Raw genomic sequence first — 25336 nt, forward strand, 5'->3', positions numbered from 1 at the left:
GCATGCCCTGCCCGACGTTGTCGGTCGCGCTGTTGTGTCCGCTGTTGTGTCCGCTGTTGCTTCCGCTGTTGCGTCAGATCGCGCCAGGCCCACGCCCACCGGGCGCATCGACGCAACATACCAGCACTTCCGCGTCGGTCTTGCCGCGCGATAGATAGACGTGGCCGACCGCGCTGTCGAAATAAAGGCTGTCGCCGGTCTTCAACGCGAAGTGTCGACCGTCTTCGAACAGTATCTGCAGTGCGCCGCCCAGAACGAAGACGAACTCCTCGCCGGCGTGGCGGATGTAGTCCGCGAAGTCTTCCAGCTTGCGGGCATGCACCCTGCCGCGCATCGGCACCATCCGCTTGCCGCTGAGCTCGGTCGCCAGCATGCCGTACGCGTAGTTCTGCGTGTCGTAGATCACCTGTGCGCCGGATGGCGTGAAGGTCGGCTCGATCGGCAACGTCGTGGCCTCCGCACGGCGGATGAACAACGCCGACAGATCCAGCTCCAGCGCGTGCGCGAGCGCCGCGAGTTTGTCGTAGGTGAGGGTGATGTCGCCGCGCTCTGCCTTCGAGATGGTCGACAGCGCGATGCCGGAACGCTCGCTGACAGCCGCGAGCGTCAGCCGCCGCGCCCTGCGGACCGAGCGCAGACGCGCGCCCACCTTGCCCGGTTCGAGCGACAGTGTGTCCAGGCCTTGCGCGATGGACGCCGTTTGCTCCTGCTGCGGGGAAGCCACCGCTTTCTTCATTTTGATTTCTCTAATACGAGAATTGTTTTTTTCTCGTATATGATAAGCCACGTCGTCTTGCGGGACCGCGCGGCGCGCGGTACTCGTTTTCGAACCGGCATGTTGCCTGACTGCCGGCCCCTGACCGTTCTCACTGAAACGGACCGACATCGTGTCGACACTCGCCATGCAACGAGCGGCTCCCTCGAAAACCCACGTGATCGCCGCGACCACATTGGGCACTGCGCTGGAATTTTACGACTTCTCGATCTACAGTTTCTTTGCGATTCAGATTGGCACGCTGTTTTTCTCCAGCGCCTCGCCGGTCAACCAGTTCCTGCTCTCGATTGGCGTATTCGGCGTGGGCTTCGTCGTACGGCCGTTGGGTGGCGTCATCATCGGCGCTTACGCGGATCGAGCGGGCCGCAAGAAGGCCATGGTGCTGACCATCATGCTGATGGCGCTGAGCTGCGCATTGATTGCGTTCGCGCCGACCTATGCCAGCGTCGGCATTCTCGCACCGGTGATCGTCGTGACCGCGCGCCTGATCCAGGGCTTCGCGGCGGGTGGGGAGTTCGGGCCTGGCACGACGCTGCTCGTCGAGTATGCGGACGACCGAAGCCGCGCTTTTTTTGCCAGTTGGAACTTCGCGGCGACCGCGCTCGGCCTGGCGCTCGGCGCGTTGGTCGCGACCCTTGTCAACGCGTCGCTGGACAAGCAGCAGGTGCTTGACTGGGGGTGGCGCATCCCGTTTCTGCTTGGCATCATCGCCGCGCCTGTCGGAATGCTGATCCGTCGACGGCTGGAAGAGACCCTGAGCGAACCGTCCCAGAAGGCCGGCCACGGCGACGGTGCGCTCAAGCTCGCGTTGACGCGGCATCTGCGGCTGACGCTGCTCAGCACCTTCGCGGAATTGGGCGGCTCGGTATCGATCTACATCACCGCGTTCTTCCTGCCAAGCCATGCAGTGCGCGTGCTGCATCTGACGTCCACCGCTGCGGTCGCCTCCGGCGTGGTCAGCGCGCTGGTGCTGTTCATCTCGGCGCCGGTTGCCGGGCTGCTTGCCGACCGCTTTAGCCGCAAGCGCGTGTTGGTGATTGCCCGGGTCGCAATGCTCGCGCTGATCTATCCGGCGTTCATCTTGCTCGGCGCGCATCCGTCGCCGCTTGCGCTGTGTGTCGTATCGGGACTACTTGCGCTGCTCGTCACCGGTCAGATCGTGCCAGTCCTCGTGATGATCCCTGAACTGTTTCCGAAGCGTGTGCGCGCGACGGGTATCGCGCTTTCTTACGTCGTGAGCGCCTCGTTCTTCGGCGGCTTCTCGCCGTTCATTGCCGCCTGGTTGATCGAGCGCACGGGTAATCCGCTGGCGCCAGCCTGGTATGTCGCCGGCGCGTGCGCGATCTCGCTGCTGCCGTTGGCCTGGTTGCGCGACCGCACCGGCGAAGCGCTGGGCTGACCATCAACGAATTGAAACGAGGCAAGAGTCATGGACGATAAGGGCACGTTGGCCGAACGCTCGGCTGTCGAATTGCGCCGGCTGATCGGCACCCGCCAGATTTCCCCGGTCGAATTGCTGGACGCCTGCATCGCGCGCATCGAAGCGGTCAATCCGGCGGTCAACGCATTGGCCGCCACCGATTTCGATGCGGCGCGCGCGGCCGCGCGTCGGGCCGAGCAAGCCGTGATGGCCGGCGCGCCGTTGGGCCTGCTGCACGGTCTGCCGCTGGGCGTGAAGGATCTGGAAGATACCGCCGACCTGCTCACGACCTATGGTTCGCCGATGGCGCGTGCCCATGTGCCGGGCAAGGATGTGGTGCTGGTCGAGCGCTTGCGCGCTGCCGGCGCGATCGTGACCGCAAAGACCAACGTGCCGGAATTGGGCGCGGGCGCGAATACACGCAATCCAGTGTGGGGCGCCACCGGCAATCCCTTCGATCCGACGCGCAACGCCGGCGGCTCGTCCGGCGGTTCGGCGGTCGCGCTCGCGTGCGACATGCTGCCGGTTTGCACGGGTTCGGATACAGGCGGGTCGCTGCGCATTCCCGCCGCCAAATGCGGCGTGGTTGGTTTCCGGCCGTCACCGGGCCTGGTGCCGAACTCCCGGCGACGCCTCGGTTGGACGCCGATTTCGGTCGTGGGGCCGATGGGGCGCGACGTCGCCGACACGGCGCTGCAACTCGCAGCCAGTGCCGGTCAGTCGACCGGCGACCCACTGAGCTATGCGGTCGATCCGCTGGCGTTCCTCGCCCTGGGCCGAGTCGATCCTTCGACATTGCGCATCGCTTACACCGAAGACTTCGATTGCTGCGATGTCGACGACGATATTCGGCGCGTATTCAGAGAGCGGATCGCCGCGCTGTCGTCCCACGTCAGGACATGCGAAGCGGTGCGGTTCGACATGGGCGACGCGCATCGTTGCTTCGACGTGATCCGCGCGGAGAGTTTCGTCGCCGGACTGCGCGATGCTTACGCGCGGGATCCGTCCGCGCTCGGTCCCAATACACGCGCCAATTACGAGATGGGTGCGGCGATGACCCTGGCCGACTGCGCGTGGGCGCAGGTCGAGCAGACGCGGCTGTTTCAACGTTTCCAGCAGGCCTTTCGGAATTACGATCTGATCCTTGCACCGACCACGCCGGTGTCGCCTTTTCCATGGACGTCGTTGTACGCCGACGAAGTGCAAGGGCGTCCGCAAGCCAACTACTATCGGTGGCTGGCGCTGACCTACGTGGTCACGCTGACCACGAACCCGGCGTTGTCCCTGCCTTGCGGCGTGGACGAGGCCAACATGCCGTTCGGGCTGCAAGTCGTCGGGCCGTACCGCGGTGACCAGCAGACGCTGGCTGCGGCTTATGCGTTGGAGCAGTTGTTCGCGTCGCTGCCAGGCTTGCAGCGACCACGGCCGGATCTCGACAGGTTGCGCGCGCCCAACCCGTCATTGACGTCCATCGTGACGGCAGCGCCGGTCCTCGATGCGCGCCGCGTGGACGGCGACGCCGCCGCGGACGGCACGTCGGCAGTCTGACCTTTTTCCACACTACAGGTGCAATATGTCCGCTACCATCCAACGTTTCCAGACTAACTCGCGCATGAGCCAGGTGGTGATCGCGAACGGTTTCGCGTTCCTTTCCGGCCAGGTTCCGGACACGGCCGGCGCGTCGATCACGCAACAGACGCAGGAGGTGCTGGGCAAGATCGACGCGCTGCTGAAGGCGCACGGCATTGGCCACGACCGTTTGGTCTCCGCCAATGTCTGGCTCGGCGATGCATCCCAGTTCGGCGAATTCAACGCGGTGTGGGACGCGTGGGTGCCGGAGGGACAGGCGCCCACGCGCGCCTGCGTGCAATCGCCGTTGATGAAGCCGGGCTGCGACGTCGAGGTGGCGATCGTCGCGCTCGTCTGAAAACGTCGCGTCGCCGGGCCGGGCCCCGGCATCCCGTACTTCCAGGAAGCCAGTGATGAAATACGATGTAGCGGTGCTGGGTGCCGGCATGGTCGGTGTGGCGAGTGCGATCCACCTGCAACGCCGTGGCCTGTCCGTTGTCCTGGTCGATCGGCGCGAGCCGGGTCTCGAAACATCGTTCGGCAATGCAGGCATCATCCAGCGTGAAGCGGTGCGGCCCTATGCGTGCCCACGCGCGCCCGGCGAGGTGCTCAGCGTGCTTGGCAATCGACGCTTGGACGTGCGCTACCACCCCGCTGACATGCCGGCGCTGGCACCGCGCCTGATGCGCTACTACCGCAATTCCGCGACGGGACGATATGCCGAGATCTGCGATGCATACGCGTCGCTCACCGCGCTGGCGCTCGACACTCACGCGACGCTGCTTCGCGACACCGAAGCGGATGCGCTCATCGAGCGCCGGGGCTTCCTGATGCTGATGCGAACCGCGGTCCGTCGCGACGAGGCATTCATCGAAGCGGACGAGGTCGCCGAACGCTTTGGCGTCACGCATCGGAAGCTCGACGGTGCCGAACTCGCCGCCCTCGAACCGGGCTTGGCGGGACGCCATGCCGGTGCCGTGCATTGGACGCAGCCCTGGACAGTACGCGACCCCGGTGCGCTCGTGCGCGCCTACGCGCAACTGTTCCTGCGTGAAGGTGGACGGTTCGTCCATGGCGACGCCGCCACCTTGAGGCGTGGCGCGAACTGGGAAGTCGCGACGTTCGAGGGCGATGCGCTGCGCGCCGATCGCGCGGTGATAGCGCTCGGACCGTGGTCGCCGTCCTTGACGCGCCGCTTCGGGTACGCGCCGTCGCTGTTCGTCAAGCGCGGCTACCACATGCATTACGCGCCGCTGCCGGAGCGTCGACTCGGGCACTGGATCCTGGACGCCGAACGCGGTTACCTGATCGCGCCGATGCAACGCGGCGTGCGGCTCACGACCGGCGCCGAACTGGCCGCTATCGAAAGCCCGGCCACCCCGCTGCAGCTCGACGCCGCCGAGCGGGTGGCCCGGCAGGTGTTCCCGCTCGGCGAGCGTGTCGACGAGATGCCATGGAAAGGCAATCGCCCGTGCATGGCCGACATGCTGCCGGTCATCGGTGAGTTGCCGGGCCACGCCGGGTTGTGGGCGGCCTTCGGGCACGGTCATCAAGGCTTCACGCTGGGACCCGCGACCGGGGAGCTGCTCGCGGCAGCGATGCAAGGCGAGCGGACCGCGGTCGACATCACGCCGTTCGCCGTGCGGCGGTAGTGGCTGGCGACCGACGTTCGGCGGCCGACGCGCAGGCCAACGGACCTTCGTTGATCATCACGTGCCGTCGATGAACTTGCGCTCGACCGCCGCGACGCACCGAAGCGCCACTGGCAGGACCGGATTCGCGGACGCGGCGGTGTAATAGAGCCTGACCACGCTGAGAAAGCGCGCCCCGCGCAACGGCAGCACGGTCAGCAACGCTCGCGGCGCCGCGCGCCGCGCCGCGGAGAGCGGCATCAGTCCCAGAAACGGATAGCTGGCGATCATCGCCGCATTGGCTTCCAGCGAGATCGACTGTACGCAGCCGTCGGGCAAGGCGATGCCGGCGCGTTCCAGCCAGCGGCTCAGCGCCACGAAAGTCGGCGCTTCGCGCGGCGGCAACACCCACGGCAATCCGGCCAGATCGGCTGGCACGAGCTTCCGCCGGCCGGCTAGCGGATGGTCGCGTCCGCATACGACGACGATCGGATCGTCGAGGAGCGTGCGCGACGCGAAGCGCTCCGCGGTGCCGATCGGTGCCGTGCGGCTGAGGACGAAATCGAGCGCGCCGGCCGACAGCATGGGGAACAGGCGGTCGCTGGTGGCCTCGTGCAAGGACACGCTGACGTGCGGCGCACGTTTCTTGAATTCGACGACCAACTCCGGGGCGAAGACGGGCATTACCGTGGCCACCGCGCCAACGCTGACCTTGCCGTGGATGCCGCTGGTCAACGCATCGACTTCGAAGCGGGCCTGTTCGATCTGGTGAAAGACTTCGCGCGCGCGCTTGAGCAGCGCTTCGCCCAGCGGCGTGAAAAAGAGTCTGTTACCGACGCGCTTGAGCACTGGCGCGCCGATGCCTGCCTCGAGTTCCGCGAGCTGTTTGGAAACCGCGGGCTGGGTCAGGTTCAGCCTTTCCGCGACCAGACGGATCTGCCCGACCGCATCGAAGAGCGTAAGCAGCCGCAGGTGGCTGAGCTTCAGTCCCGACTGGAAGAAACGTTCGACCGGATCCATCAGGGCTAACCATGAAAATAACCAGAGGTTATGCGTTTCTCAAAAAATGTCAATTGTGCGTCATGCGCGGCCGGACCAAGATTGTCTCGGCAAGGCACCTGCGGCAAACGAGGCCGCGCTCGACCCAGCGCGCCGGGCCGACAGGAATGGTTCCCACTGATCCGTCACGACATCAATGCCAGCCACCAACGTTCTCTTCATTCTGTCCGACGAACATCAGCATGACCTGATGGGATGCGCCGGACACCCGCTCATCACGACGCCGAACCTCGACGCACTGGCCGCGCGCGGCACGCGCTTCCGCAACGCGTACACGCCGTCGCCGATCTGCGTGCCTGCGCGGGCAAGCCTCGCCACCGGCCGCTATGTGCACGACATCGGCTGCTGGGACAATGCCATCGCCTATGACGGCGACCCCGAAGGCTGGGCGCACCGCCTGACCGAGCACGGAAAACGCGTCGAGTCGATCGGGAAACTGCACTATCGGGGCGAAGCATCGCCGGTCGGCCTGCAGACCCAACATCTGCCGGTGCACATCCTCGACGGAATCGGCCAGGTATGGGGTTCCGTGCGCGATCCGATGCCCGAGACGATGGGCCGTTCGGCGCTCTTCGACAAGATGGGCGCGGGCCTGTCCGATTACAACCGCTTCGACGCGCGGGTGGCCGACACGTCGGTGGACTGGTTGGCCGAGCACGCGAACGATGCCGCACCCTGGGTGCTCTTCGTAGGCTTGGTCGCCCCTCATTTCCCGCTGGTCGTGCCTCAGGCCTATCTCGATCTCTACGACGTCGACTCGCTCCCGCTGCCGCCGATGCATCCGTCGCAGGGATACGTGCGCCATCCGTGGGTGGAGAAACAGGCGCGGCACATGGACCATGACGAGGCGATGGGGACGGACGCTCGCCGCCGCCTGGCAATCGCCTGTTACTACGGGCTGGTCTCCTTCATGGACGCGCAGGTCGGCCGCGTGCTCGCGGCATTGCAGGAGAACGGGCTGGAGGCCAGCACCACGGTGATCTACAGCAGCGACCACGGTGACAATCTCGGCAAGCGCGGCATGTGGAGCAAATGCCTGATGTACCGTGAATCGACCGGCGTGCCGATGATCATGGCCGGCCCGGGCATTCCGGCCGGCAAGGTCAGCGAGACACCGGTGTCGTTGATCGATGTGAGCAACACGTTGCTGGAGCGGACCGGCTGCCCGGAGGCCGCGCAGTCGGGGCCGGGCGTGTCGCTGGCCCGGCTCGCGGCGGAGCCCGACCGGCCCGAGCGCCTCGCCTTCAGCGAGTTTCACGCGGTAGGTTCGGACAGCGCCGCCTACATGCTGGCGGATGCGCGCTACAAGTATCACTTCTACGTCGGCTACGATGACGAGCTGTTCGATCTGGACCGCGATCCGGAGGAGCGTCGCAACGTGGCGCGCGAGCCTGGCTATGCGGACGTGCGCGCGTATTTCGAGTCAGCGCTTCGTGCACTGCTGGATCCCGAGGCAACGGACCGTGCCGCCAAGGCGGATCAGCGCGCGTTGATCGAGTCCTTCGGCGGGCGGGACGTCGCGCTGCGCACCGGTACCCCGGCGGCCACGCCCGTGCCCGTCGAGTAGACGGACAGGCCGCCGGCATTCGGCGAGCATCGACGCAGCGGCCGACAGAGCCGTCACGAGGCAGCGCAACGCTGCGCGTTCCCCCAGGAGACAGAGATGGAACTGACGCACAGCGCGTCGGCGCAGCATGTGCCGACGCTCAGACAGAAATGGAAAACCGTTGTGCTGGCGAGCCTGGGCGGCTCGCTGGAGATCTACGACTTCATCATCTACGGCATCTTCGCGCGGGAGATCGCGCAGCAGTTCTTTCCGGCGAGCGACCCGCTCGCGTCGTTGATCGCGACGTTCAGCGTGTTCGCGATCGGCTACGTGTCGCGGCCGCTTGGCGGCATCGTGCTGAGCAGCCTTGGTGACCGATTCGGGCGGCGCATCATCTTTCTGGTATCGGTGCTCGCGATGTCCGCATCGACGATCGCGATCGGCCTGGTGCCCAGCTATGCCGCCATCGGCATGGCCGCACCGATCCTGATGGTGTTGCTGCGGCTGTCCCAGGGCTTTTTCCTGGCCGGCGAGCTCCCCTGCTCGATCACCTACGTCGTCGAGGAAATGCCGCGGCGCGCGAGTCTGGTCAGCGGCCTGGTCGTGTTCTGTCTCAATTCGGGGGTGCTCACCGCCACCCTCATCAGCCTCGCACTGCACGCGCTGCTCAGCGCGGCAGACGTAGTGAACTACGGCTGGCGCATCGCCTTCATCTTCGGCGGGCTGATCGGGCTGCTCTCTTACTGGCTGCGTACGTCGCTCGAAGAATCGAGTGAGTACCAGCAGTTGCGTGGCCACAAGAGCCGCCGGCCATTCCGAGAGGTACTGCGTCGCTATCCCGCGCAGATTGCCGTCGGCGTCGGTGTGGCGGGCATCGTCAATGCCGCGAACAGTCTGTTGTTCGTCGTGCTGCCGTCGTACATGACGGCCGTCCTGCATCACTCCGCCAGCCTGGTCAGCGCAGGCCAGAACCTTGGCATAGCGGCAATGTCGGCATCGCTGCTGCTCGTGGCGTGGCTCGGCGACCGCATCGCCCCCCGCTTCTGGCACCGCCTCGGCGTGCTCGTGTTCCTGCTCGGCAGCTACCCGTTCTACCGTCTGGTCGCCGCGCATGCGATCGACCCGATCGCAGTCTTCGTCGTGATAGGGAGCGCTGGCGGACTGGTGAATGGCGCCTATGCCTTTCTGCTTGCCGACCTATTCAGGACCCAGGTGCGGTTCAGCGGCATCGCGCTCTCCTTGAACCTGGCGACCGTCGTCTTCACGGGCATCACGCCGCTGCTCGTAACCCGACTGTTGCACAGCGTCGGGCCGACGGCGCCCGGCATCTTCATGTGCGGCGTGGCATTGGTGGCGCTCTGCGCGAGCCTGTGTCTGAGGCGCCTGGGAGGACAAATTGCGGGTGGCGAAAGTGACCAACGAGAAGCTTGAATTCAATAACGCTGCGGGCCAGGGCGATGGTCCGGCCAGCACGGACGACGCGTTGTACCGGACCCTCGTCGAGCGGCTCGGCGCAGACCGCTTGAGCAGCGACGCATCGGTCAGGGACGCCCATGCGAGCGACTGGAGCGACGCGCCGCGCGTTGCGCCCGCATGGATCGTGATGCCTCGTTCGCCGCAGGAGGTCGCCGCGGCCCTGGACTGCGTGCGTTCCTTCGGTGGGCACGTCGTCGTGCAAGGAGGCATGACGGGCCTGGCGGGCGGCGCCACGCCGCGCGAAGGCGAGATTGCGCTGTCACTGGCGCGGCTCGATGCGATCGAAGCGTTCGACGAAGCCGGCGGCACGGTGACCGTCCAGGCGGGCGTGCCGCTTGCGACGCTGCAGCAGTACGTCGAAGCCGCCGGCTGGTTCTTTCCGCTCGACCTGGGGGCACGCGGCAGTTGCCAGATCGGTGGCAACGCGGCGACGAATGCGGGTGGCAACCGCGTGGTGCGCTTCGGAACCATGCGCGAACAGGTGCTGGGCCTCGAGGTCGCGCTGCCGGACGGAACGCTGCTGTCGATGATGAATCGGGTGCAGAAGAACACCACCGGGATCGACCTGAAGCAGCTCTTCATTGGCGCCGAAGGCACGTTGGGCATCATCGTGCGGCTTGTGCTGAAGCTCGTGCCGGCGCTCGAACGAAGCAGTACCGCGCTGTGCGCGATGCGGGATTTCGAGCAGGCAACCCGGCTGCTCAAGCGCTTGCGCGCAGGATTGCCGGGCCTCTCGTCGTTCGAACTCATGTGGCAGGATTTCACGGATGCCGCCGCGCAACTGACCGGGGCGCGCGCACCGTTCGATACGCGTTATCCCCTCTATGCGTTGATCGAGACGCTAAACGCCGATGACGACAGTGCGGTACTGGAACGGGTGTTGACGCGGGCGCTCGAAGATGAAATCGTGGCCGACGCAGTGGTCGCACAATCGCTGGAACACGCGCGACAGCTCTGGCAGTACCGCGAAGCCGTCGGCGAGTTGCTCGCCGCTCTCAAGCCGCACGCGGCCTTCGACGTGGGGCTGCCAATGGAGAAGATGGCTTCCTTTGTCGCGAACATGCGGGCAACGCTGGCCGCTCGCTATCCCGACAGCACGCATCTTTTCTTCGGTCACCTCGGGGACGGGAATCTGCACCTGCTGTCGGGACCGTATCGCGACGCGGCCACGCTGCACGATGTGGAAACCTGCGTCTATCGCGCCGTGGCACGCGCTGGCGGCTGCATTTCGGGCGAGCACGGCATCGGCGTGCTGAAGACGCCCTATTTGCCGTTGAGCCGGTCTGCGGGCGAGTTGGCGACGATGCGCGCGCTAAAGGCACTGTTCGATCCGCAACGCGTTCTCAACGTCGGCCGGATTCTTGACGCCTAGGGGGGGCAGGCAGGGCGCGCATCCTGGCGCGCGGCGCGTCCCCTGCGCCGCGCCGGTATTCCGGCACGCGCTGTCCGCGCCGGCATGCGAGCGCCAAAGGCAGCCGGAGCGCTTGGCTCGGTGCCCACGGTCTGTGGACCAGACGCCGCTCCCCGCGCTGGGCATCGCGCCCGCCCGCCACCGTTGAAGCGGGCCGTACCGTCGCCGCCCGCCGACGCGTCGCCCGCGCGGTGCAACGCGCCGCTCCAGTGGCGCGCCGCAGCGCCTGGTTCGCATCGCGCCGATTGTCCACGAATCGTGCACGGAGTGTCGCCGGCCGTCTGGCCGCACAATGTTTGTCCTCTGCTATCGTTGGGTCCGTATTCGCAAGGAGACGGAGATGGCACAGACAGCGGCGGGCGCATTTCATGGCGGCGCGCGCAGGCTCGCGGAAGCGCGCGCCGCGCGTGACGGGCGCCGCTCCGCACGCCGTTCGGTGCCTGTCCCGAGCGTTAGCCCGAACCTGAGCCCGAACCCGCGCCCGAACCGGCGCCCTTTCGCGCAACACTCCGCCGAGGGTGTGGGCCGGGCTGGCCGAGCCTGTCATTCCTCGATCTGCACTACGAAGCAAAGCGCGATACGCCGCAGCCGGCAAGCAGCGATCGATCGGGTGACCTCAGACAGGCGCGCGCGCCATGAATGGCAGGCGCCCCAGTCGGTCGCGCAGCGCCTGCACGCACAGGCGAACCTTGGCGGACTGGGAGAGGCGACTGGTCGTCGCGGCCCAGATATCGGCCGGCCATTCCCAGTCCGGCAACACGCGAACGAGTTCGCCGCTTGCCAGGCTGGCCTCGCAGTCCCACGCCGACGCGCGCATGATGCCGTGGCCGGCGAGTGCCCACTGCCAGATGATGTCGTTGCTGTTCGACGCCAGCGCGCCGCTGACGCGTACGTTGCGCATGTCGCCGCCGCGCTGCAGACGCCAGATGCCAAATGGCTGATCCCGCTCGCGAAACACCAGGCACGAATGGTGGCGAAGATCGTCCGGCGTGTCCGGAATACCGCGAGCCGCCAGATAGGCGGGCGAGGCGCAGAGCACGCGCTGGCTGGTGCCGAGCGAGTGCGCGATCAGATGCGGTTCCGGCACGGCGCCGATGCGCACGTCAAGGTCGAGGCTCTCCGCGATCAGGTCCACCGGGCGGTCGAGCACCACCAGCGACACGTCGAGCAGCGGATGCTTGCGCACCAGCTCCGCCACGGTCGGCGCGATCAGCGCGCGTCCCAGTCGGAAGCTCGAACTGATCCGCAGCGTGCCGCGCGGCTCGGTCCGCACGCTGCTCACCGCACCCTGCATTTCGCCAATGTCGCCGAGCACGCGTTGCGCCCACAGATGGACCGCTTCGCCGTCCTCGGTCAACGTCATCTGGCGGGTCGTGCGATGCAGCAGTCGCGTGCCGAGCGAGCGCTCCAACAAGCCGATGCGCTTGCTGACCCACGACGTCGATGCATCGAGCTCAAGCGCGGTGCGCGCGAAGCTGCGATGGCGCACCACGGTACAGAACACCTGTAGGTCCTGCAGATCGGGAAGTTTGTCCATGTTCACGGCATCGCGTCCGTCGAGGCCGGACCGGACAGCGATAGTACCGCACACGCCGCCGCTGCCGCGGCGGCTTCAATCGAAGGCACGACCGCCGGTCGGCCCATTACGTTCACGGAGACAGAACGATGAAGATCGAACATATCGAGGCGATCCCGCTCGACATGCAACTGGAAGAGGTGTTCAAGGGCGGTACCTATCAGGTCGCTTCGCGTCCCACCATCGTCACCCGCGTTCACCTTGCGAACGGCGTGGTCGGCGAAACCTATGGCGGTGACGAATTCCACACGCAGACGGAGATCGTCTCGGTCATGCGCGACCACCTCGCGCCGCTGCTGCTCGGCCAGGACGTGCGCGACTTCCAACGGCTGTGGGAGGCAATGTTCAACGTCAACGTCGACCTCGGCAACCGCGGCCTGCATCAGCTGGACATGCATCCGCGCGGCATCCTGCTGCAGGCCATCAGCGCGCTCGACAACGCGATGTGGGACGCGCGCGGCAAGTTGTACGGGGTGCCGGTCTACAAGCTGCTTGGCGGCTCGCGCGACAGCGTGCCGGTGATCTCGATCGGTGGCTATTATCCGAAAAACGGCGAGGACCCCGCCGAAGCGATCGCCGCGGAGGTCGATCTGGTTCGTTCGGTCGGCTGCATGGGGATCAAGATGAAGGTGGGACGCGCGAGCCTCGAAGAGGATCTGGCGCGGGTGCGCGCCGCCCGCCAGGCCGGCGGACCGGATTTCGTGATCACGGTCGACGCCAACCAGGGCTGGGATCCGCTCGACGCGATCAAGTTCTGCGTCGCGATGGAGCGCGCCGACCTGGGGGTACGGTGGATGGAAGAGCCGATCAAGTGGTACGACCAGACCGATGGCTTGATGCTGCTCAGCACGCGCACCACGATCCCGATCAACGTTGGACAAGGCGAGATCAGCGGCCGCGCGTGCCGAGACCTGATCCAGAAGGGGGGCGTCTCGATCCTGAACCTCGATTGCACGTTGTGCGGCGGCGTGACCGAATGGCAGCGCGTGGCCGACATGGCCAAGCTGATGAATGTCGAGATGGCCCACCACGAGGAGCCGCAGGTCGCGATACACCTCATCGCCGCCAATCCGCACGGCCTGTTCGTCGAAATCTTCGCGAACAAGCGTCGTGATCCTTTGCTGTGGGAGCTGCCGGACGGGTTCCCGGACATCGCCAACGGCTATATGAAGGTGCCGCAGGAACCGGGCTTCGGCATCCGCCTGCGTCCCGAGGTCATCGAGCGCTACCGCATCGATTGACAAGCCGGGTTGTGCGCCGGGTTGTGCGCCGCCGCGTTCGGCGCGCTTCATCACAATAATGGAGACAGGGCGGTACGCTCATGGATACAACACAAAGTGGCATCGGCAGGAAACGGTGGCTGATCGTTTTGCCGGCAGCCTTCGTCATGTATACGATCTCGTTCTTCGACCGAACGAACATCGGCATGGCGCTGCCGCACATCGTCAAGGAGATGGGACTGACCTCCGTCGAGGCCGGGCTGATCGGCTCGGCCTTCGCGTGGGGCTACGTGTTCACGCAGATTGGCGGCGGCTTCCTGGCGCTGAAGTTCCAGCCACGCCGGCTGATCGGCATCGCGCTGGTGCTTTTCGGCGGCGCGGCTGTCGCCACCGGCATGGTCCGCACGTATCAGGAGCTGCTCGCGGTGCGCGTCGTGCTGGGCCTGGCGGAGGGGCCGATCTACGCGGCCACGTCGATGTTCCTCGCGCAATGGTTCATGAAGTCAGAGCGGGGCAGGGCGTTCGGCATCTTCAACCTGGCGCTGCCGGCCGGCGCGTTCCTGGCGGGGCCGATCTCCGGTGCGCTGCTCGCGCATTACGACTGGCGGTTGATGATGATCGTCGAAGGTTTGCCCGCATGGCTGTTCTGCGCGCTGTGGTTCGCCGCGATCCCGAAAAGCTTCGACAGCGCACGCTGGCTGTCCGATGCCGACCGCGAGGTGATCCGCGCCAACCTGAGCGCCGAGCAGGCCAACTATGCTTCGCCGGAAGCGGATCCGTGGTGGAAGATCCTCAGCGAGCCCGTCGTCTGGCTGTTGACGTTGGGTGTCGCCTTCAACGGCGTACTCATGTACGGCACGACGCTGTGGCTGCCGACCATCATGAAGTCGTACGGTGGCCTGAGCGAGTTTGCGATCGGCGTGTGCTCGGGCGCACCGTATGTCGCGTCGATGTTCGGCATCTGGTACATCAGCCAGCGTTCGGACAGGCACGGACAGGAGCGGCGTTGGCACGCCGCGATACCGACCATGCTCACCGGCGTGTTCATGATCGCGGCGGCGTTCGTGCCGATCCGGCTCTACTTTCTGCAGATCTTCTGTTTCGTGCTGGTCGGCTTCACGCTGAAGATGTTGAATCCGATCATCTATTCACGACTCACGGAGATCCTGCCGACCCGAAAGGCGATTCCCGCGGTGGCCCTGGTCAGTGGCCTGGGGAACTTCATCGGACAGGTGCTCGGGCCGCTGATCGTCGGCTATATGAAGGGCATCTCGACCGGCTTTTTCCTGTCGCTCGTCACGATCGGCGCCAGCGCCATTCTTGGCGGCATCGCGATCGCGCTTGCCAGAGGCACGCGCGAGGCCCGGGCAGAGGTCGGAGAAGAGGTCCGAGAAGAGGTCCGAGAAGAGGTCCGAAATGCTGCGCGAGTTGCAGCCCGAAACGACGCCCGAGCAACGGCACGCGCGTCGGGCCGGCAACCGTCGGGCGAACCGGCGACCGCACGAGGCGATCGCGCCTAGCGCGGCGTGGGGCAGGGCGAGACGGCCTGTCCCCTCCTTTCGAACACCGTGTTCGTTCGGGCAGGCGAGGTCAGCCGGCGCAGAGCGCGTAGCGGGCGACCGTCTTGCCGACGATCCAGGGCGCGCTCAGGCGGTCGAAGGATTGGAAGTGCGGCGTGGCCAGATGCGCGTCGAAAGCCGCATCATCGGTGTACTGTTCGTACAGGAAGAAGCGCGCGGCATCGCGGTCCTCGCATACGTCGAAGACGTGGCATTCCGGCTCGCGTTCGAGCGAGACGCGCGCGTTCTCGACCACGGCGTCGCGAAAGTCCGCCCGGTGCGCGGGCAGGATGTCGAAGGTTACGGCTACGATCAGCATGGCGTACGTTGTGGTGACGGAAGGTGACCGACACGCCCGGACCAATTGGGCACCGCGGGCGCGGCGGGCGCGGCGTCGGTCCGGACGGGCGGCATCAGGCGGCCTGCGTATCCTTGACGCGTTGTGCCGCGTGCGGCAACGCGGCGATCACGGCGTCGGCCATCGCCTTGGTGCCGGCCGTGCCGCCATATTCCATCGGGCGCGCGATGCCGCTCGACAGCACGTACTCCACCGCGGTCTCGATGGTGCGTGCGCGCGCAGCCAGTGCCGGCTGCTGATGACGGTCCGCCAACCAGTCGAGCATCATCGCGCCAGACAGGAACATGGCGCCCGGATTGGCCTTGTCCTGACCCGCGATATCCGGAGCGGTGCCGTGCGCGGGCTGGAACAGACCGTGGTTGTCGCCGATATCGGCCGACGGGGCCATGCCCATGCCGCCGATCAAGCCGGCGGCCAGATCCGACAGAATGTCGCCGAACATGTTTTCGGTGACCAGCACGTCCAGCACCCATGGCTTCGCGACCATCGTCAGAGCCATCGCGTCGACATAGGCGTGGTCGTACGTGATGTCGGCATGTCCGGCCGCCACGCCATTGAACACTTCCCGGAAGAACGCCATCGAGGTGAACACGTTGGCCTTGTCGACGCAGGTGACGCGGGCCTGGCCGCGACGCGCCTTGCGTTGCTGCGCCAGTTGAAACGCGAAGCGGCTGACCCGCTCGGTGCCGGCGCGCGTGATTTGCATCGTGTCGTAGGCTTCGCCAGCCGCGTTCACTTCGCCGCGGCCGCGCGCGTAGAACAGTCCCTCGGTCTGCTCGCGAACCAGAACGAAATCGATGTCGCGCGCCTTTTCGTTCGCCAGCACGCGCGGCAATCCTTCGAACCAGCGAATCGGACGCACGCCGGCGTACAGATCCAGCGCCATGCGCAGGTCCAGTTGCGGGATCGGTTCAGTGCCGTCCGGATAACGGACGTTCGGCCATCCCATCGCGCCGAACAGCACGGCGTGCGCGGCACGGGCCGCGTCAAGGGTCCGCTCCGGCAGGGCGTCGCCGCACTTCGCATAGTGTTGTGCGCCGGCTTCGTAACGCGTCAGGCGCAGCGACGGCCCCCCGTCTTGCCGTTGCGCCGCTTCCAGTAGCGCAACGCACGCGTCCATGACTTCGACGCCGATGCCGTCGCCGGGCAGGACGGCGATTTCGTAAACCGAGGGGCTGATCTGGGACATGCTTGTGTTCCTACAGTGGTCGAGGGTCGAGAGTGGCGGGCAACGTGTTACAGCACGTTCAACCCGAGCCGTTTGAGCAAGTTCAGAAGTTCCGCGCCGGCTCGCTCGCGATGGGCGCGCTGCACGCGTCCGGCACGTACCGCATCGCCGGCCTCCAGCGCGGCGACGAGTTCGATGTGTTCCTGCGTCGAATGCACCGGCTTCGGTCGCAGCCGCAAGGTGACCATTCGCGCACGATGCGCTCGGTCCCAGAAATTCAGGACCACGTCGCGCAGATAAGCGTTGCCGCACAGGTCGAGCAGGCAAGCGTGGAACTGTTCGTCGGCCGCCGCCCAACCGGTCAGATCGTCCTCGCGCAACGCGCCATCCATCGCGTCGGTCGCCGCTCGCAGCGGACCGAGCTGCGCGGCGCTCAGGCCGCGCGCCGCGACCAGTTCGGCAGCCGTGGCTTCGAGCGACGTCAGGATCTGGTAGATCTGCGCCATGTCGCTTGGCGAGACGGGCAGCACCCGCATGCCGTGGCGCGGCATGACGCGGAGCAGGCCTTCCTGCTGCAAGCGCATGAGTGCCTCGCGTACCGGCGTGCGGCTCATCTCCAACGACGCGGCGATCTCGGCCTCGGTTGCCTGATGTCCCGCGGGCCACACGTTGTCGAGAATATTGCGACGCATCGACAGGTAGGCGGAGTCCGTCATCTTGCCGCTCGGCTCCCTGCCCGTCATGCCTTCGAGCGGTGCCATCAAACGCGTGGTGTCCATTCCTTTGCTATCTCCTTCAGATCACGCAGGCGAATGTCGACGCAGTCTGCTCGGACGTCAATGCGAAATTTAGCGCGAGTGTCATGACACATTCATTAACGTATACGTTAGCATATTCATAGAACTTGTGCAGTTGCATTGGCGTAACGCGTCCAGCCATCGGCCGGTGACGCCAGGCACGAACCAAAATCAATCTGGAGACACCAGCGATGGACTCATCCGTAGTCGGCAAGGCGGCCGTAAGGCGCGTCACGACCGTTCTCATCCCGTTTCTGATGTTCTGCTACCTGGTCTCGTTCATCGACCGCGTGAACGTGGGCTTCGCCGCGTTCCAGATGAACAAGGACCTCGGGCTCAGTTCATCGGTGTTTGGCCTCGGCGGGGGACTGTTCTTCCTGAGCTACTTCTTGTTCGAAGTGCCCAGCAACCTGGCCATGCGCAAGTACGGCGCGCGACGCTGGATCGCCCGCATCATGCTGAGCTGGGGCCTGATCTCCGGCTGCACCGCCTTTGTCACCGGTCCCTACTCGTTCTATGTCGTGCGCTTCCTTCTCGGTGCGGCCGAGGCAGGCTTTTTCCCCGGCGTCATTCTCTACCTGACGCAGTGGTTCCCCGCGGAGAACCGCGGCCGCATCGTCAGTCTGTTCTATGTGGCCGTGCCGCTGTCGAGCTTTGTCGGCTCGCCGATCTCGGCCTCGCTGCTCGGGCTGGAGGGAATGGGCGGCCTGCACGGTTGGCAATGGCTGTTCATCATCGAAGCGATTCCCGCCGTGCTGCTGGCGGCGGTCACCTTCTTCTGGTTGCCCGAGGGCCCGGCGGATGCGCGTTGGCTGGCGGACGATCAAAAGCGCTGGCTGAGCGCGCGGCTCGAGGCGGAGCGGCGTCTGCAGGAAGAAACGGCGCCGGTGCGCGAGCGCCGCACGTGGCGCGTTCTGATGCATCCCCAGGTGCTCCTGCTCTCGCTGGTGTACGCTGGCACGTCGGCCGCCAGCAACGGGCTGTCGCTGTGGCAGCCGCAGATCTTGAAGAGCTTCGGCCTGACCAATGCGCAGACCGGCTGGCTCAACTCGCTGCCATTCGCGATTGCGTCGATTGCGATGATCTGGTGGGGCAATCGGTCGGACCGCACCGGCGAGCGCGTCGCCAGCACGGCGATTCCGCTTGCACTGTCGGCGTGCGCGCTGGGCGCGTGCCTGTTTATGACACAGCTCGCGCCGACCGTGATGTTCCTGGTCCTGACGTTGGTCGGAACCTACGCGTTCAAGGGGCCATTCTGGGCGTTGTCGACCGAACGGCTGGGTCCGGAAGCGTCTGCCGCGGGCCTGGCGCAGATCAATGCGGTCGGCAATCTGGCCGGCTTCGGCGGCACCTTCCTGATCGGCGTGATTCGCGACGCCACCGGCAGCTACGCGCTCGCACTCGCGCCGGTGCTGGTCCTGCAACTGATGGGCTTCGTGCTGCTGATGGCGACGCGACGCCACCGGGCGCCGGCCGCGTCGTCCGGCCCTGCTGGCTTGCATTGACCTAGCTGGCGCCGCTTCGGCGCCGCCGCCCCGCCGCCTCGCCGCATCGCCGGGCCGCCGCCGTCGGCACGCGCGTTGCTGCCCCCTGGTCTGGTGTTGACGGAATGGAGGCGGCAGTGAACCAGCCACCAACGCGCACAAGACTCGGCGCGGCGACTGACGATCATTCGCGTGATGACTGCGATGCATGGCTGGCCGACGCGCCGAGCCGCTGCCATGCCCGAGGATCCCGCGTTCGGCCGCTTGTTCGATCGTTTCGGCGCATCCCGCGTGGTCTTGCTCGGTGAAGCGAGCCACGGTACCGCGGAGTTCTACCGGGCGCGCGCTGCCATCACGCGCCATTTGATCGAGGCGCACGGTTTCTCCATCGTCGCGGTGGAGGCCGATTGGCCCGATGCCGCTGCGATCGAACGGTATGTGCGCGACCGCGCAGCCGTTGCCGCACCGTCTCCCTTTCAGCGCTTTCCGTTCTGGATGTGGCGAAACCGTGAATTCGCCGACTTCGTCGCGGCGCTTCGCGAAATCAATCGATCGCGGCCGGCGGACGCGCGCGCCGCGTTCTACGGATTGGATCTCTACAGCCTGTCCGCGTCGATGTCAGCGGTAGTGGCTTACCTCGACGCGACGGATCCCGGCGCGGCGGCGCTCGCACGGTCGCGCTACGCCTGCCTGACGCCGTGGCGGCGCGATCCTGCGGTGTACGGTCGTGCCGCGCGGCACGACGGTCTTGGCCGTTGCGAGGCAGCCGTCGTCGCGCAATTGAGCGACATGCTTGCGCGACGGCTGGCCGACGGCACGGACGCCGCGCTGCTTGACGCCACGCAGAACGCGCGACTGGTGGCGGCGGCGGAACGCTACTATCGCGAGATGTACCGCGGCTCCGCCGACAGCTGGAACCTGCGCGACACGCATATGTTCGAGACCCTGTGCGCGGTGCTCGACGCGCACGGACCGGATTCTCGCGCCGTCGTCTGGGCGCACAACTCGCATATCGGCGATGCGCGCGCGACGCGCATGGGCCGCGACGAGGGGGAGCTCAACCTCGGCCAGCTGTGCCGTGAGCGCTTCGGCGAGCAGGCCGCGCTCGTCGGCTTCGGCACCCACACCGGCGAGGTCGCCGCGGCAAGCGATTGGGATGGGCCGCTGGAGATCAAGCGCGTTCTGCCAGCGCGACCGGACAGTCAAGAATCTCGTTTTCATGAAGCGGGCCTGTCGCGCGCGTTGCTCGATCTGCGCACCTTGGCCCATCCCGGGCTGCGCCTGGCGCTGCATGCCGCGCGGCTCGAACGGTTCATAGGCGTGATCTACCGCCCCGAGACCGAATACCATAGCCACTACGCGGAAGCCGATCTGGCCAGCCAGTTCTACGCCTATGTCTGGTTCGATCGCACCACCGCCGTCACGCCGGTGGGGATGGAACCCGCGCACGACGGTACATTGGATCTGTTCCCATTCGGCGTCTGACCGCCAGTGCCGTGCTGCTGCCGCGGGTTTCGGAGCGATGCCAGGTACCCGGTCGATTGGTGTGAATTCGAGAGCGCGGCGTGGCTGCCGCATTGTCGATCCTTCGCCAGCGATGCGATGCGCGCCGCCCTGGCGCGCACGGGAGCGCTGCGCGCGCGGCAACGGGCCGGTGAGCCGAGTGGCTTCGTCGCGCCGTGCTCGGCGCATCCCGCGTCGATCGGACGCCCGGGGGGCGGCGATCCGCCCGCGGACCACGAATGGAAGAAACGGCGCGTCTGAGAACGCGTTGACTTTTTCTCACACGGTGCCGCCTTAATCTCGATTGAGGTCGCGCCACGGTGTCTCCCATAATGAATTCAGCGCGCCGCAGCGGGCAGTCTGCGACGCCTGTCCAGCCCGCCGCAGGCAAGCAGCGCCCATGCAGCGCGCGCCAGGCCGCGCGTCATAACAAGGAGACACAGTGAGCGAAAATACACGGAGCGAGAGCCAGGCGGCCGGTGCTGGCCGCATAGCCGTCGTGACCGGCGGCGCGATGGGCATTGGCGCCGACACGGCGCAGCGGCTAGGTGCCGCCGGCTACCATGTCGTGCTGGCGGATCTGGACCACGGCGCGGCCGAACAAAGGGTGCAGGCACTTGCGAAGCAGGAGGTAAGCGCATCCGCCGTTCAAATGGACGTCGGCGATGCGAAGTCGATCGCGGCAGGCTTCGACACCGTCGCCCGCCAGCATGGACGCTGCGATGTGCTGGTGAACTGCGCCGGCGTGGCGAAAGTGTTGCCGTTCCTCGACTACCCGCTCGACGTATTCGAATGGACGATGCGGATCAATGTCACGGGCGCGTTGCTCTGCGGTCAGCACGCGGCCCGCCTGATGGTCCAGCAAGGCTGGGGCCGCATCGTGAACATTGCATCCGTCGCGGGCGTGCGCGCGGTCGGCACGGGCCGCACTGCGTACGGCACGTCGAAAGGCGCGGTCATCGCGCTAACGCGCCAGATGGCCGTCGAGCTCTGCGAGCACGGCATCACCGTGAACGCCGTCGCGCCCGGCCCGGTGGACACGCCGATGACGCGCGTGTTGCACACCGACAAATTTCGGGACGAATACACGCGGGCGATTCCGATGAAGCGTTACGGCAGTACCGGCGAGATCGCCGCGGCGGTCTGTTACCTGGCGTCCGACGAGGCCGCCTACGTCAACGGCGTGGTGCTGCCGGTCGACGGTGGCTTCCTCGCCTGGGGCGCCGGCGCGACCTGACCCTCGGCTCGCCCTCTCGCGACGCGTACGGCGCGCACGGCGCGCATGTGCGCGGGTCTTGGCAGTCGAACGGCAGTCCGCTTTTGCACCGGACCGCACCGGACCGGGTCGCGGCGCCGTGCGGCCGCCGAGGAATCGAGCGGCCCTCGTCGTTGGCCGCTACAAGGGGCGTTGGCCGCTACAAGGCGCCATGCGCGGCCAGCGCCAGCATGCGCTCGGCCATCCGGACATTGGCGTAGTCGATCATCTTGCCGTCGACGGAGACGGCGCCTTTGCCTTCTGTCTGCGCATCACGCATCGCATTGACGACGCGTCGCGCGAACGCAAGTTCGTCCGCGCTCGGCATGAAGGCATCACGGGTTGCTTCGATTTGCGAGGGGTGGATCACTTGTTTGCCATCGAATCCCATTGCCGCGGCGCGGGCCGCCCAGCCGCGGGTCAGCCTCTCGTCCCGGTACGCGCCGCAGGGACCGTCGATCGCGCGCAGTCCGAATGCGCGCGCGCAGACCAGCAAGCGCATCATCGGGTAGGCGAACAGGTCCAGCGGCGTATCGAGATAGCCGCCGTCGGCCTCGCACGTGGTCTGCCGGTAGCCGGCCGGCGAGCCGCCGATCTCGGCGCTGCGCGCGCCGATCGAGCCGGCGAAGTCACCCACCCCGAGATGCAATGCGCGGACGCGCTCGTCGGCCTGTGCCAACGTCTCGACGCTCACCAGACCAAGCGCAGTCTCGATCAACAGTTCCAGTTCGAGAGGGCCGCGGTTGCGCGCGCGGCCGACTTCGCGCAGCGCCTGGCCGAGGCGGGCGACCTCGGCGACCCGCTCGGCCTTCGGGAGAATCAGCGAGTCGAGGCGGTCCAACGTGCCCAGGCGCGCGATCTCCCCGTTCAGCAGCGGACCGTCGGCCGCGTTCACGCGTACCGAAACGGTCTTGCCGCCCCAGTCGAGTTCACGCAGCGCGGCGCATGCAGCGTCGAGCGCCTGGGCTTTCTCCGCTTCGGGCACGGCGTCTTCCAGGTCGAGGAAGACCGCGTCGGCCGCCGACCTGGCAGCGGATTCGACGAGCCGTCGACGGTGCGCCGGCACCGCGAGAACGGTGCGCGTCACCCGAGGCGCGCGTGATGGAGGGCTCGGCGACCTCGTGGCATTCGCATCGGCCGCGCTCATGCCGCGCTCCGATCGGCCAGGCCCAACTCGGCGAGAACCTGACGTGTGTGTTCGCCGACCGCGGGCACCGCGCCCATCACCGGTTCAACGCCGGGCATCGTCACCGCCGGCAGGAACACGTCGAGGGGGCCGTTCGGCGAATCGACAGTGCGGCTGCGGCCACGCGCCGCGATCTGCGGATGCGCTGCAAACTGCTCGACCGAGTTCATCCGTGCATTGGCAATGGCGGCGGCATCGAGGCGGGCGAGCACTTCATCGCTCGACCAGGCGGCGAAGCGCGCCTCGATCAGCGCCTCCAGTTCGGGGCGATTTTGCAGGCGATTCGGGTTGCCGGCGAAGCGTGGATCCGTGGTCAGCGACGCGTCGCCAAGCACGACGCCGCAGAACGACTGCCACTCGCGCTCGTTCTGAATGCCGAAGAAAATACGCTGGCCGTCCCCAGTGCGGAACGGTCCGTACGGCGCGATCGTCGCGTGACGCATGCCGCTGCGCTTCAGCGGCGCGCCCGCCCCCAAGGTGTAGAAGGCCGGGTAGCTCATCCACTCGGTCATCGAGTCGAACAGCGATACTTCGAACGCGGTCCCCTGGCCGGTGCGCTCCCGTTGATACAGCGCCATCAACACGCCTTGCAGCGTGTACATCCCGGTGGCGATGTCGGCGATCGCGAGACCGCATTTGGCCGGTTCTTCCTCGCTGCCGTTGATCGCGACGAAACCGGATTCACACTGCACCAGCAGATCGTAGGCTTTCTTGTTGCTGTAGGGGCCGCCGCTGCCGTATCCCGAGATGTCGCACGCAATCAGCCTCGGATAGCGCTCGACCAGCGTTGCCGCATCCAGTCCCAGCCGCTTCGCCGCGCCGGGCGCGAGGTTCTGGACGAATACGTCCGCGCCGGCGAGCAATGCGTGCAGCGCTTCGGCGCCCTCCGGCGTCTTGATATCGAGCGCGACGCTCTCCTTCGAGCGGTTCGTCCACACGAACTGGCTGGACATGCCGTTCATGACGTGGTCGTAATCGCGACAGAAATCTCCTTTGCCGGGCCGCTCGATCTTGATCACGCGCGCGCCCCAGTCGGCAAGGTGGCGGGAAGCGAGCGGGGCGGCAATGGCTTGTTCGAGCGAAACCACTTTGATGCCGGAAAGCGGCAACGACATGGGTTGTCTCCTTGGGTGCGGGCAGGTGAGTGGCAGCGTGGGCTGCTTTTTCCGGAAATGCTAGCGCGCGCGACGTTCGGAGAGGAAATACTGTTTGGAACTAGGGGGCATAGGTGAAGCCAATGTCCCGACCGCGCGGCTGGCGTCGCGCCGCCGTCGTCTCCCGGCCCGGACGCTCAGGTGGACAGAGCGGGCAGGGTCGGCATCAGGTCGGCGACGATCTCCTGCATGCAGTCCTGCACCGCACGCGACGCCGCGGTTTGCGGGACCGAGTTCAAGCGGCAAAGCGCAACCGGCCGTTCCAGCGACGGCTCGACGAGGTACCGCGTCGGCAGCGACTTGCGGTCGCCGAGCGTGAGGAACCCGGACAGGATGGTCGCGACCTCGCCGCGGCGTGCAAGTTCGAGCATCGTTGGCAGGGACTCGATATCGGCGACGACGTTCAGCTCCGCGCCGGCGCTGGCGAAACCGCGTTCGATCTGCAGTCGCAGATCGTGTGCGCGGCCGGGCAATACCAGCGGCACACCAGCCAGCATCGACAGGCGCAGCGTGCGCGCTTGCGGGTCGCCGATCCACGCAGCCCCATGCACCGCCAGAGGCTCGTTGAAGAGCGGCAGCACCGACACGCCGCGGGTCTCCGCATCGCGGAACAGGACAGCGATGTCGAGGCGGCCGTTGGCGAGCAGCTCGTTCAGATAACCGCTCATGCTCTCGAAGATCTGCAACTGGATGCCCGGGTAGCGTGCCCGCATCCGCTCGAAGAGCGGTACCGCCAACACGGAAGCGATGCTGGTCGGCAGTCCGACCGCCACCTGCCCGTACAACGCATGGCCGCCGCGCCGCACCTCGCTGCGCATTTGCGACATCTGCTTGAGGATCGACTGAGCGTGTCGATACAGCGCGGTGCCCGCCTCCGTCGGTGCGACGCCAGACCAGTTCCGGAGCAACAGCGGCACGCCCAGGTCGTCTTCCATTTCGGCGATCTGCTGGCTCAGCGATGGCTGCGAAATGGACAGCGCGACGGCCGCCTTCGACAGGCTGCCGGCGTCGACGCACGCCACGAAGTAACGCATCTGTCTGACGTCCATCGGTCTGGCCTCCTGTGTACTGGCGGGCGCGCAGCGCGAGATCCAGACGAGACGGGTCCGGGTGCGGGCGCGGGTGGGGTGGGGTGGGGTGGGGGTATAGGCCGAGTTTATACCATCTATTGTCAATTCGTATTTGTAGC

21 protein-coding genes are annotated in these 25336 nt (G+C 66.4%); 12 read left to right on the forward strand and 9 right to left on the reverse strand.

Features of this window, described 5'->3' with window-relative positions; all coding sequences use genetic code 11:
• Positions 1-73: 73 nt before the first annotated feature.
• Positions 74-736 carry a cupin domain-containing protein gene (locus BLU54_RS03310; RefSeq protein ID WP_091904641.1) on the reverse strand — a complete coding sequence of 221 codons (663 nt, stop codon included), beginning with the start codon at positions 734-736 and terminating at the stop codon, positions 74-76.
• Between the two features lie 151 nt (positions 737-887).
• On the opposite strand from BLU54_RS03310, the gene BLU54_RS03315 reads away from it, so the two are divergent.
• Genes BLU54_RS03315 through BLU54_RS03330 form a run of 4 tightly spaced genes read left to right on the forward strand, consistent with a single transcriptional unit; the run spans position 888 to position 5416 of the window.
• Positions 888-2174 carry an MFS transporter gene (locus BLU54_RS03315; RefSeq protein ID WP_091904644.1) on the forward strand — a complete coding sequence of 429 codons (1287 nt, stop codon included), beginning with the start codon at positions 888-890 and terminating at the stop codon, positions 2172-2174.
• 30 nt (positions 2175-2204) lie between these two features.
• Positions 2205-3743: an amidase gene (locus BLU54_RS03320; protein WP_091904647.1), complete on the forward strand. Its 1539-nt coding sequence runs from the start codon at positions 2205-2207 to the stop codon at positions 3741-3743.
• 25 nt (positions 3744-3768) lie between these two features.
• Positions 3769-4122 carry a RidA family protein gene (locus BLU54_RS03325; protein WP_091904650.1) on the forward strand — a complete coding sequence of 118 codons (354 nt, stop codon included), beginning with the start codon at positions 3769-3771 and terminating at the stop codon, positions 4120-4122.
• 55 nt (positions 4123-4177) lie between these two features.
• Entirely contained in the window at positions 4178-5416 is a 1239-nt protein-coding gene (locus BLU54_RS03330) for an NAD(P)/FAD-dependent oxidoreductase (RefSeq protein ID WP_091904654.1), read from the forward strand.
• 57 nt (positions 5417-5473) lie between these two features.
• On the opposite strand, the gene BLU54_RS03335 is transcribed toward BLU54_RS03330, so the two are convergent.
• Positions 5474-6415 carry a LysR family transcriptional regulator gene (locus tag BLU54_RS03335; RefSeq protein ID WP_091904656.1) on the reverse strand — a complete coding sequence of 314 codons (942 nt, stop codon included), beginning with the start codon at positions 6413-6415 and terminating at the stop codon, positions 5474-5476.
• A gap of 175 nt (positions 6416-6590) precedes the next feature.
• Between BLU54_RS03335 and BLU54_RS03340 the strand changes: the two genes are divergently transcribed.
• The 3 genes from BLU54_RS03340 to BLU54_RS03350 all read left to right on the forward strand — a co-directional run bounded on the left by BLU54_RS03340 (position 6591) and on the right by BLU54_RS03350 (position 10848).
• Positions 6591-8021: a sulfatase-like hydrolase/transferase gene (locus BLU54_RS03340; protein ID WP_091904658.1), complete on the forward strand. Its 1431-nt coding sequence runs from the start codon at positions 6591-6593 to the stop codon at positions 8019-8021.
• A gap of 96 nt (positions 8022-8117) precedes the next feature.
• Complete coding sequence (locus tag BLU54_RS03345) at positions 8118-9431, forward strand: MFS transporter (RefSeq protein WP_091904661.1); 1314 nt, start codon at positions 8118-8120, stop codon at positions 9429-9431.
• Positions 9403-10848, forward strand: a complete 1446-nt coding sequence (locus BLU54_RS03350; protein WP_235837768.1) for an FAD-binding oxidoreductase — start codon at positions 9403-9405, stop codon at positions 10846-10848. The genes BLU54_RS03345 and BLU54_RS03350 overlap by 29 nt, the downstream gene beginning before the upstream one ends.
• A 655-nt stretch (positions 10849-11503) precedes the next feature.
• Here the strand turns inward: BLU54_RS03350 and BLU54_RS03355 are convergent.
• Complete coding sequence (locus tag BLU54_RS03355) at positions 11504-12424, reverse strand: LysR family transcriptional regulator (RefSeq protein WP_091905942.1); 921 nt, start codon at positions 12422-12424, stop codon at positions 11504-11506.
• Positions 12425-12552: 128 nt separating this feature from the next.
• On the opposite strand from BLU54_RS03355, the gene BLU54_RS03360 reads away from it, so the two are divergent.
• Together BLU54_RS03360 and BLU54_RS03365 are read left to right on the forward strand one after the other, a co-directional pair.
• Complete coding sequence (locus BLU54_RS03360) at positions 12553-13704, forward strand: mandelate racemase/muconate lactonizing enzyme family protein (RefSeq protein WP_091904665.1); 1152 nt, start codon at positions 12553-12555, stop codon at positions 13702-13704.
• A gap of 80 nt (positions 13705-13784) precedes the next feature.
• Entirely contained in the window at positions 13785-15203 is a 1419-nt protein-coding gene (locus BLU54_RS03365; RefSeq protein WP_091904668.1) for an MFS transporter, read from the forward strand.
• A 70-nt stretch (positions 15204-15273) separates the two neighbouring features.
• On the opposite strand, the gene BLU54_RS03370 is transcribed toward BLU54_RS03365, so the two are convergent.
• From BLU54_RS03370 to BLU54_RS03380, 3 genes are all read right to left on the reverse strand, one after another.
• On the reverse strand, positions 15274-15561 hold the full coding sequence (locus BLU54_RS03370; RefSeq protein WP_091904670.1) for a putative quinol monooxygenase: 288 nt from the start codon (positions 15559-15561) through the stop codon (positions 15274-15276).
• A 94-nt stretch (positions 15562-15655) separates the two neighbouring features.
• Entirely contained in the window at positions 15656-16789 is a 1134-nt protein-coding gene (locus tag BLU54_RS03375; protein ID WP_091904673.1) for an isocitrate/isopropylmalate dehydrogenase family protein, read from the reverse strand.
• 47 nt (positions 16790-16836) lie between these two features.
• On the reverse strand, positions 16837-17547 hold the full coding sequence (locus tag BLU54_RS03380; RefSeq protein ID WP_235837769.1) for a GntR family transcriptional regulator: 711 nt from the start codon (positions 17545-17547) through the stop codon (positions 16837-16839).
• 194 nt (positions 17548-17741) lie between these two features.
• On the opposite strand from BLU54_RS03380, the gene BLU54_RS03385 reads away from it, so the two are divergent.
• The 3 genes from BLU54_RS03385 to BLU54_RS03400 all read left to right on the forward strand — a co-directional run bounded on the left by BLU54_RS03385 (position 17742) and on the right by BLU54_RS03400 (position 21789).
• Entirely contained in the window at positions 17742-19070 is a 1329-nt protein-coding gene (locus tag BLU54_RS03385) for an MFS transporter (RefSeq protein WP_407919396.1), read from the forward strand.
• Positions 19071-19286: 216 nt separating this feature from the next.
• Entirely contained in the window at positions 19287-20534 is a 1248-nt protein-coding gene (locus tag BLU54_RS03390; RefSeq protein ID WP_328586093.1) for an erythromycin esterase family protein, read from the forward strand.
• Positions 20535-20994: 460 nt separating this feature from the next.
• Entirely contained in the window at positions 20995-21789 is a 795-nt protein-coding gene (locus BLU54_RS03400; RefSeq protein WP_268874490.1) for an SDR family NAD(P)-dependent oxidoreductase, read from the forward strand.
• A 178-nt stretch (positions 21790-21967) separates the two neighbouring features.
• On the opposite strand, the gene BLU54_RS03405 is transcribed toward BLU54_RS03400, so the two are convergent.
• From BLU54_RS03405 to BLU54_RS03415, 3 genes are all read right to left on the reverse strand, one after another.
• Complete coding sequence (locus BLU54_RS03405) at positions 21968-22894, reverse strand: HpcH/HpaI aldolase/citrate lyase family protein (protein ID WP_235837770.1); 927 nt, start codon at positions 22892-22894, stop codon at positions 21968-21970.
• Positions 22895-22950: 56 nt separating this feature from the next.
• On the reverse strand, positions 22951-24108 hold the full coding sequence (locus BLU54_RS03410; protein WP_091904685.1) for a CaiB/BaiF CoA transferase family protein: 1158 nt from the start codon (positions 24106-24108) through the stop codon (positions 22951-22953).
• A gap of 176 nt (positions 24109-24284) precedes the next feature.
• The gene (locus tag BLU54_RS03415; RefSeq protein ID WP_091904688.1) at positions 24285-25196 is read right to left on the reverse strand and encodes a LysR substrate-binding domain-containing protein; all 912 of its coding nucleotides are present in this window, start codon (positions 25194-25196) and stop codon (positions 24285-24287) included.
• Positions 25197-25336: the final 140 nt, after the last annotated feature.

Source organism: Chitinasiproducens palmae (assembly GCF_900095735.1).
In the GTDB taxonomy this organism is placed as follows: Bacteria; Pseudomonadota; Gammaproteobacteria; order Burkholderiales; family Burkholderiaceae; genus Chitinasiproducens; species Chitinasiproducens palmae.

Excerpts from the sequence above, each read along its gene's own strand:
- BLU54_RS03310 (WP_091904641.1), bottom strand. The coding sequence starts at position 736 with ATGAAGAAAGCGGTGGCTTCCCCGCAGCAGGAGCAAACGGCGTCCATC.
- BLU54_RS03320 (WP_091904647.1), top strand. The coding sequence starts at position 2,205 with ATGGACGATAAGGGCACGTTGGCCGAACGCTCGGCTGTCGAATTGCGC.
- BLU54_RS03325 (WP_091904650.1), top strand. The coding sequence starts at position 3,769 with ATGTCCGCTACCATCCAACGTTTCCAGACTAACTCGCGCATGAGCCAG.
- BLU54_RS03330 (WP_091904654.1), top strand. The coding sequence starts at position 4,178 with ATGAAATACGATGTAGCGGTGCTGGGTGCCGGCATGGTCGGTGTGGCG.
- BLU54_RS03335 (WP_091904656.1), bottom strand. The coding sequence starts at position 6,415 with ATGGATCCGGTCGAACGTTTCTTCCAGTCGGGACTGAAGCTCAGCCAC.
- BLU54_RS03340 (WP_091904658.1), top strand. The coding sequence starts at position 6,591 with ATGCCAGCCACCAACGTTCTCTTCATTCTGTCCGACGAACATCAGCAT.
- BLU54_RS03345 (WP_091904661.1), top strand. The coding sequence starts at position 8,118 with ATGGAACTGACGCACAGCGCGTCGGCGCAGCATGTGCCGACGCTCAGA.
- BLU54_RS03355 (WP_091905942.1), bottom strand. The coding sequence starts at position 12,424 with ATGGACAAACTTCCCGATCTGCAGGACCTACAGGTGTTCTGTACCGTG.
- BLU54_RS03360 (WP_091904665.1), top strand. The coding sequence starts at position 12,553 with ATGAAGATCGAACATATCGAGGCGATCCCGCTCGACATGCAACTGGAA.
- BLU54_RS03365 (WP_091904668.1), top strand. The coding sequence starts at position 13,785 with ATGGATACAACACAAAGTGGCATCGGCAGGAAACGGTGGCTGATCGTT.
- BLU54_RS03370 (WP_091904670.1), bottom strand. The coding sequence starts at position 15,561 with ATGCTGATCGTAGCCGTAACCTTCGACATCCTGCCCGCGCACCGGGCG.
- BLU54_RS03375 (WP_091904673.1), bottom strand. The coding sequence starts at position 16,789 with ATGTCCCAGATCAGCCCCTCGGTTTACGAAATCGCCGTCCTGCCCGGC.
- BLU54_RS03380 (WP_235837769.1), bottom strand. The coding sequence starts at position 17,547 with ATGGACACCACGCGTTTGATGGCACCGCTCGAAGGCATGACGGGCAGG.
- BLU54_RS03390 (WP_328586093.1), top strand. The coding sequence starts at position 19,287 with ATGCCCGAGGATCCCGCGTTCGGCCGCTTGTTCGATCGTTTCGGCGCA.
- BLU54_RS03410 (WP_091904685.1), bottom strand. The coding sequence starts at position 24,108 with ATGTCGTTGCCGCTTTCCGGCATCAAAGTGGTTTCGCTCGAACAAGCC.
- BLU54_RS03415 (WP_091904688.1), bottom strand. The coding sequence starts at position 25,196 with ATGGACGTCAGACAGATGCGTTACTTCGTGGCGTGCGTCGACGCCGGC.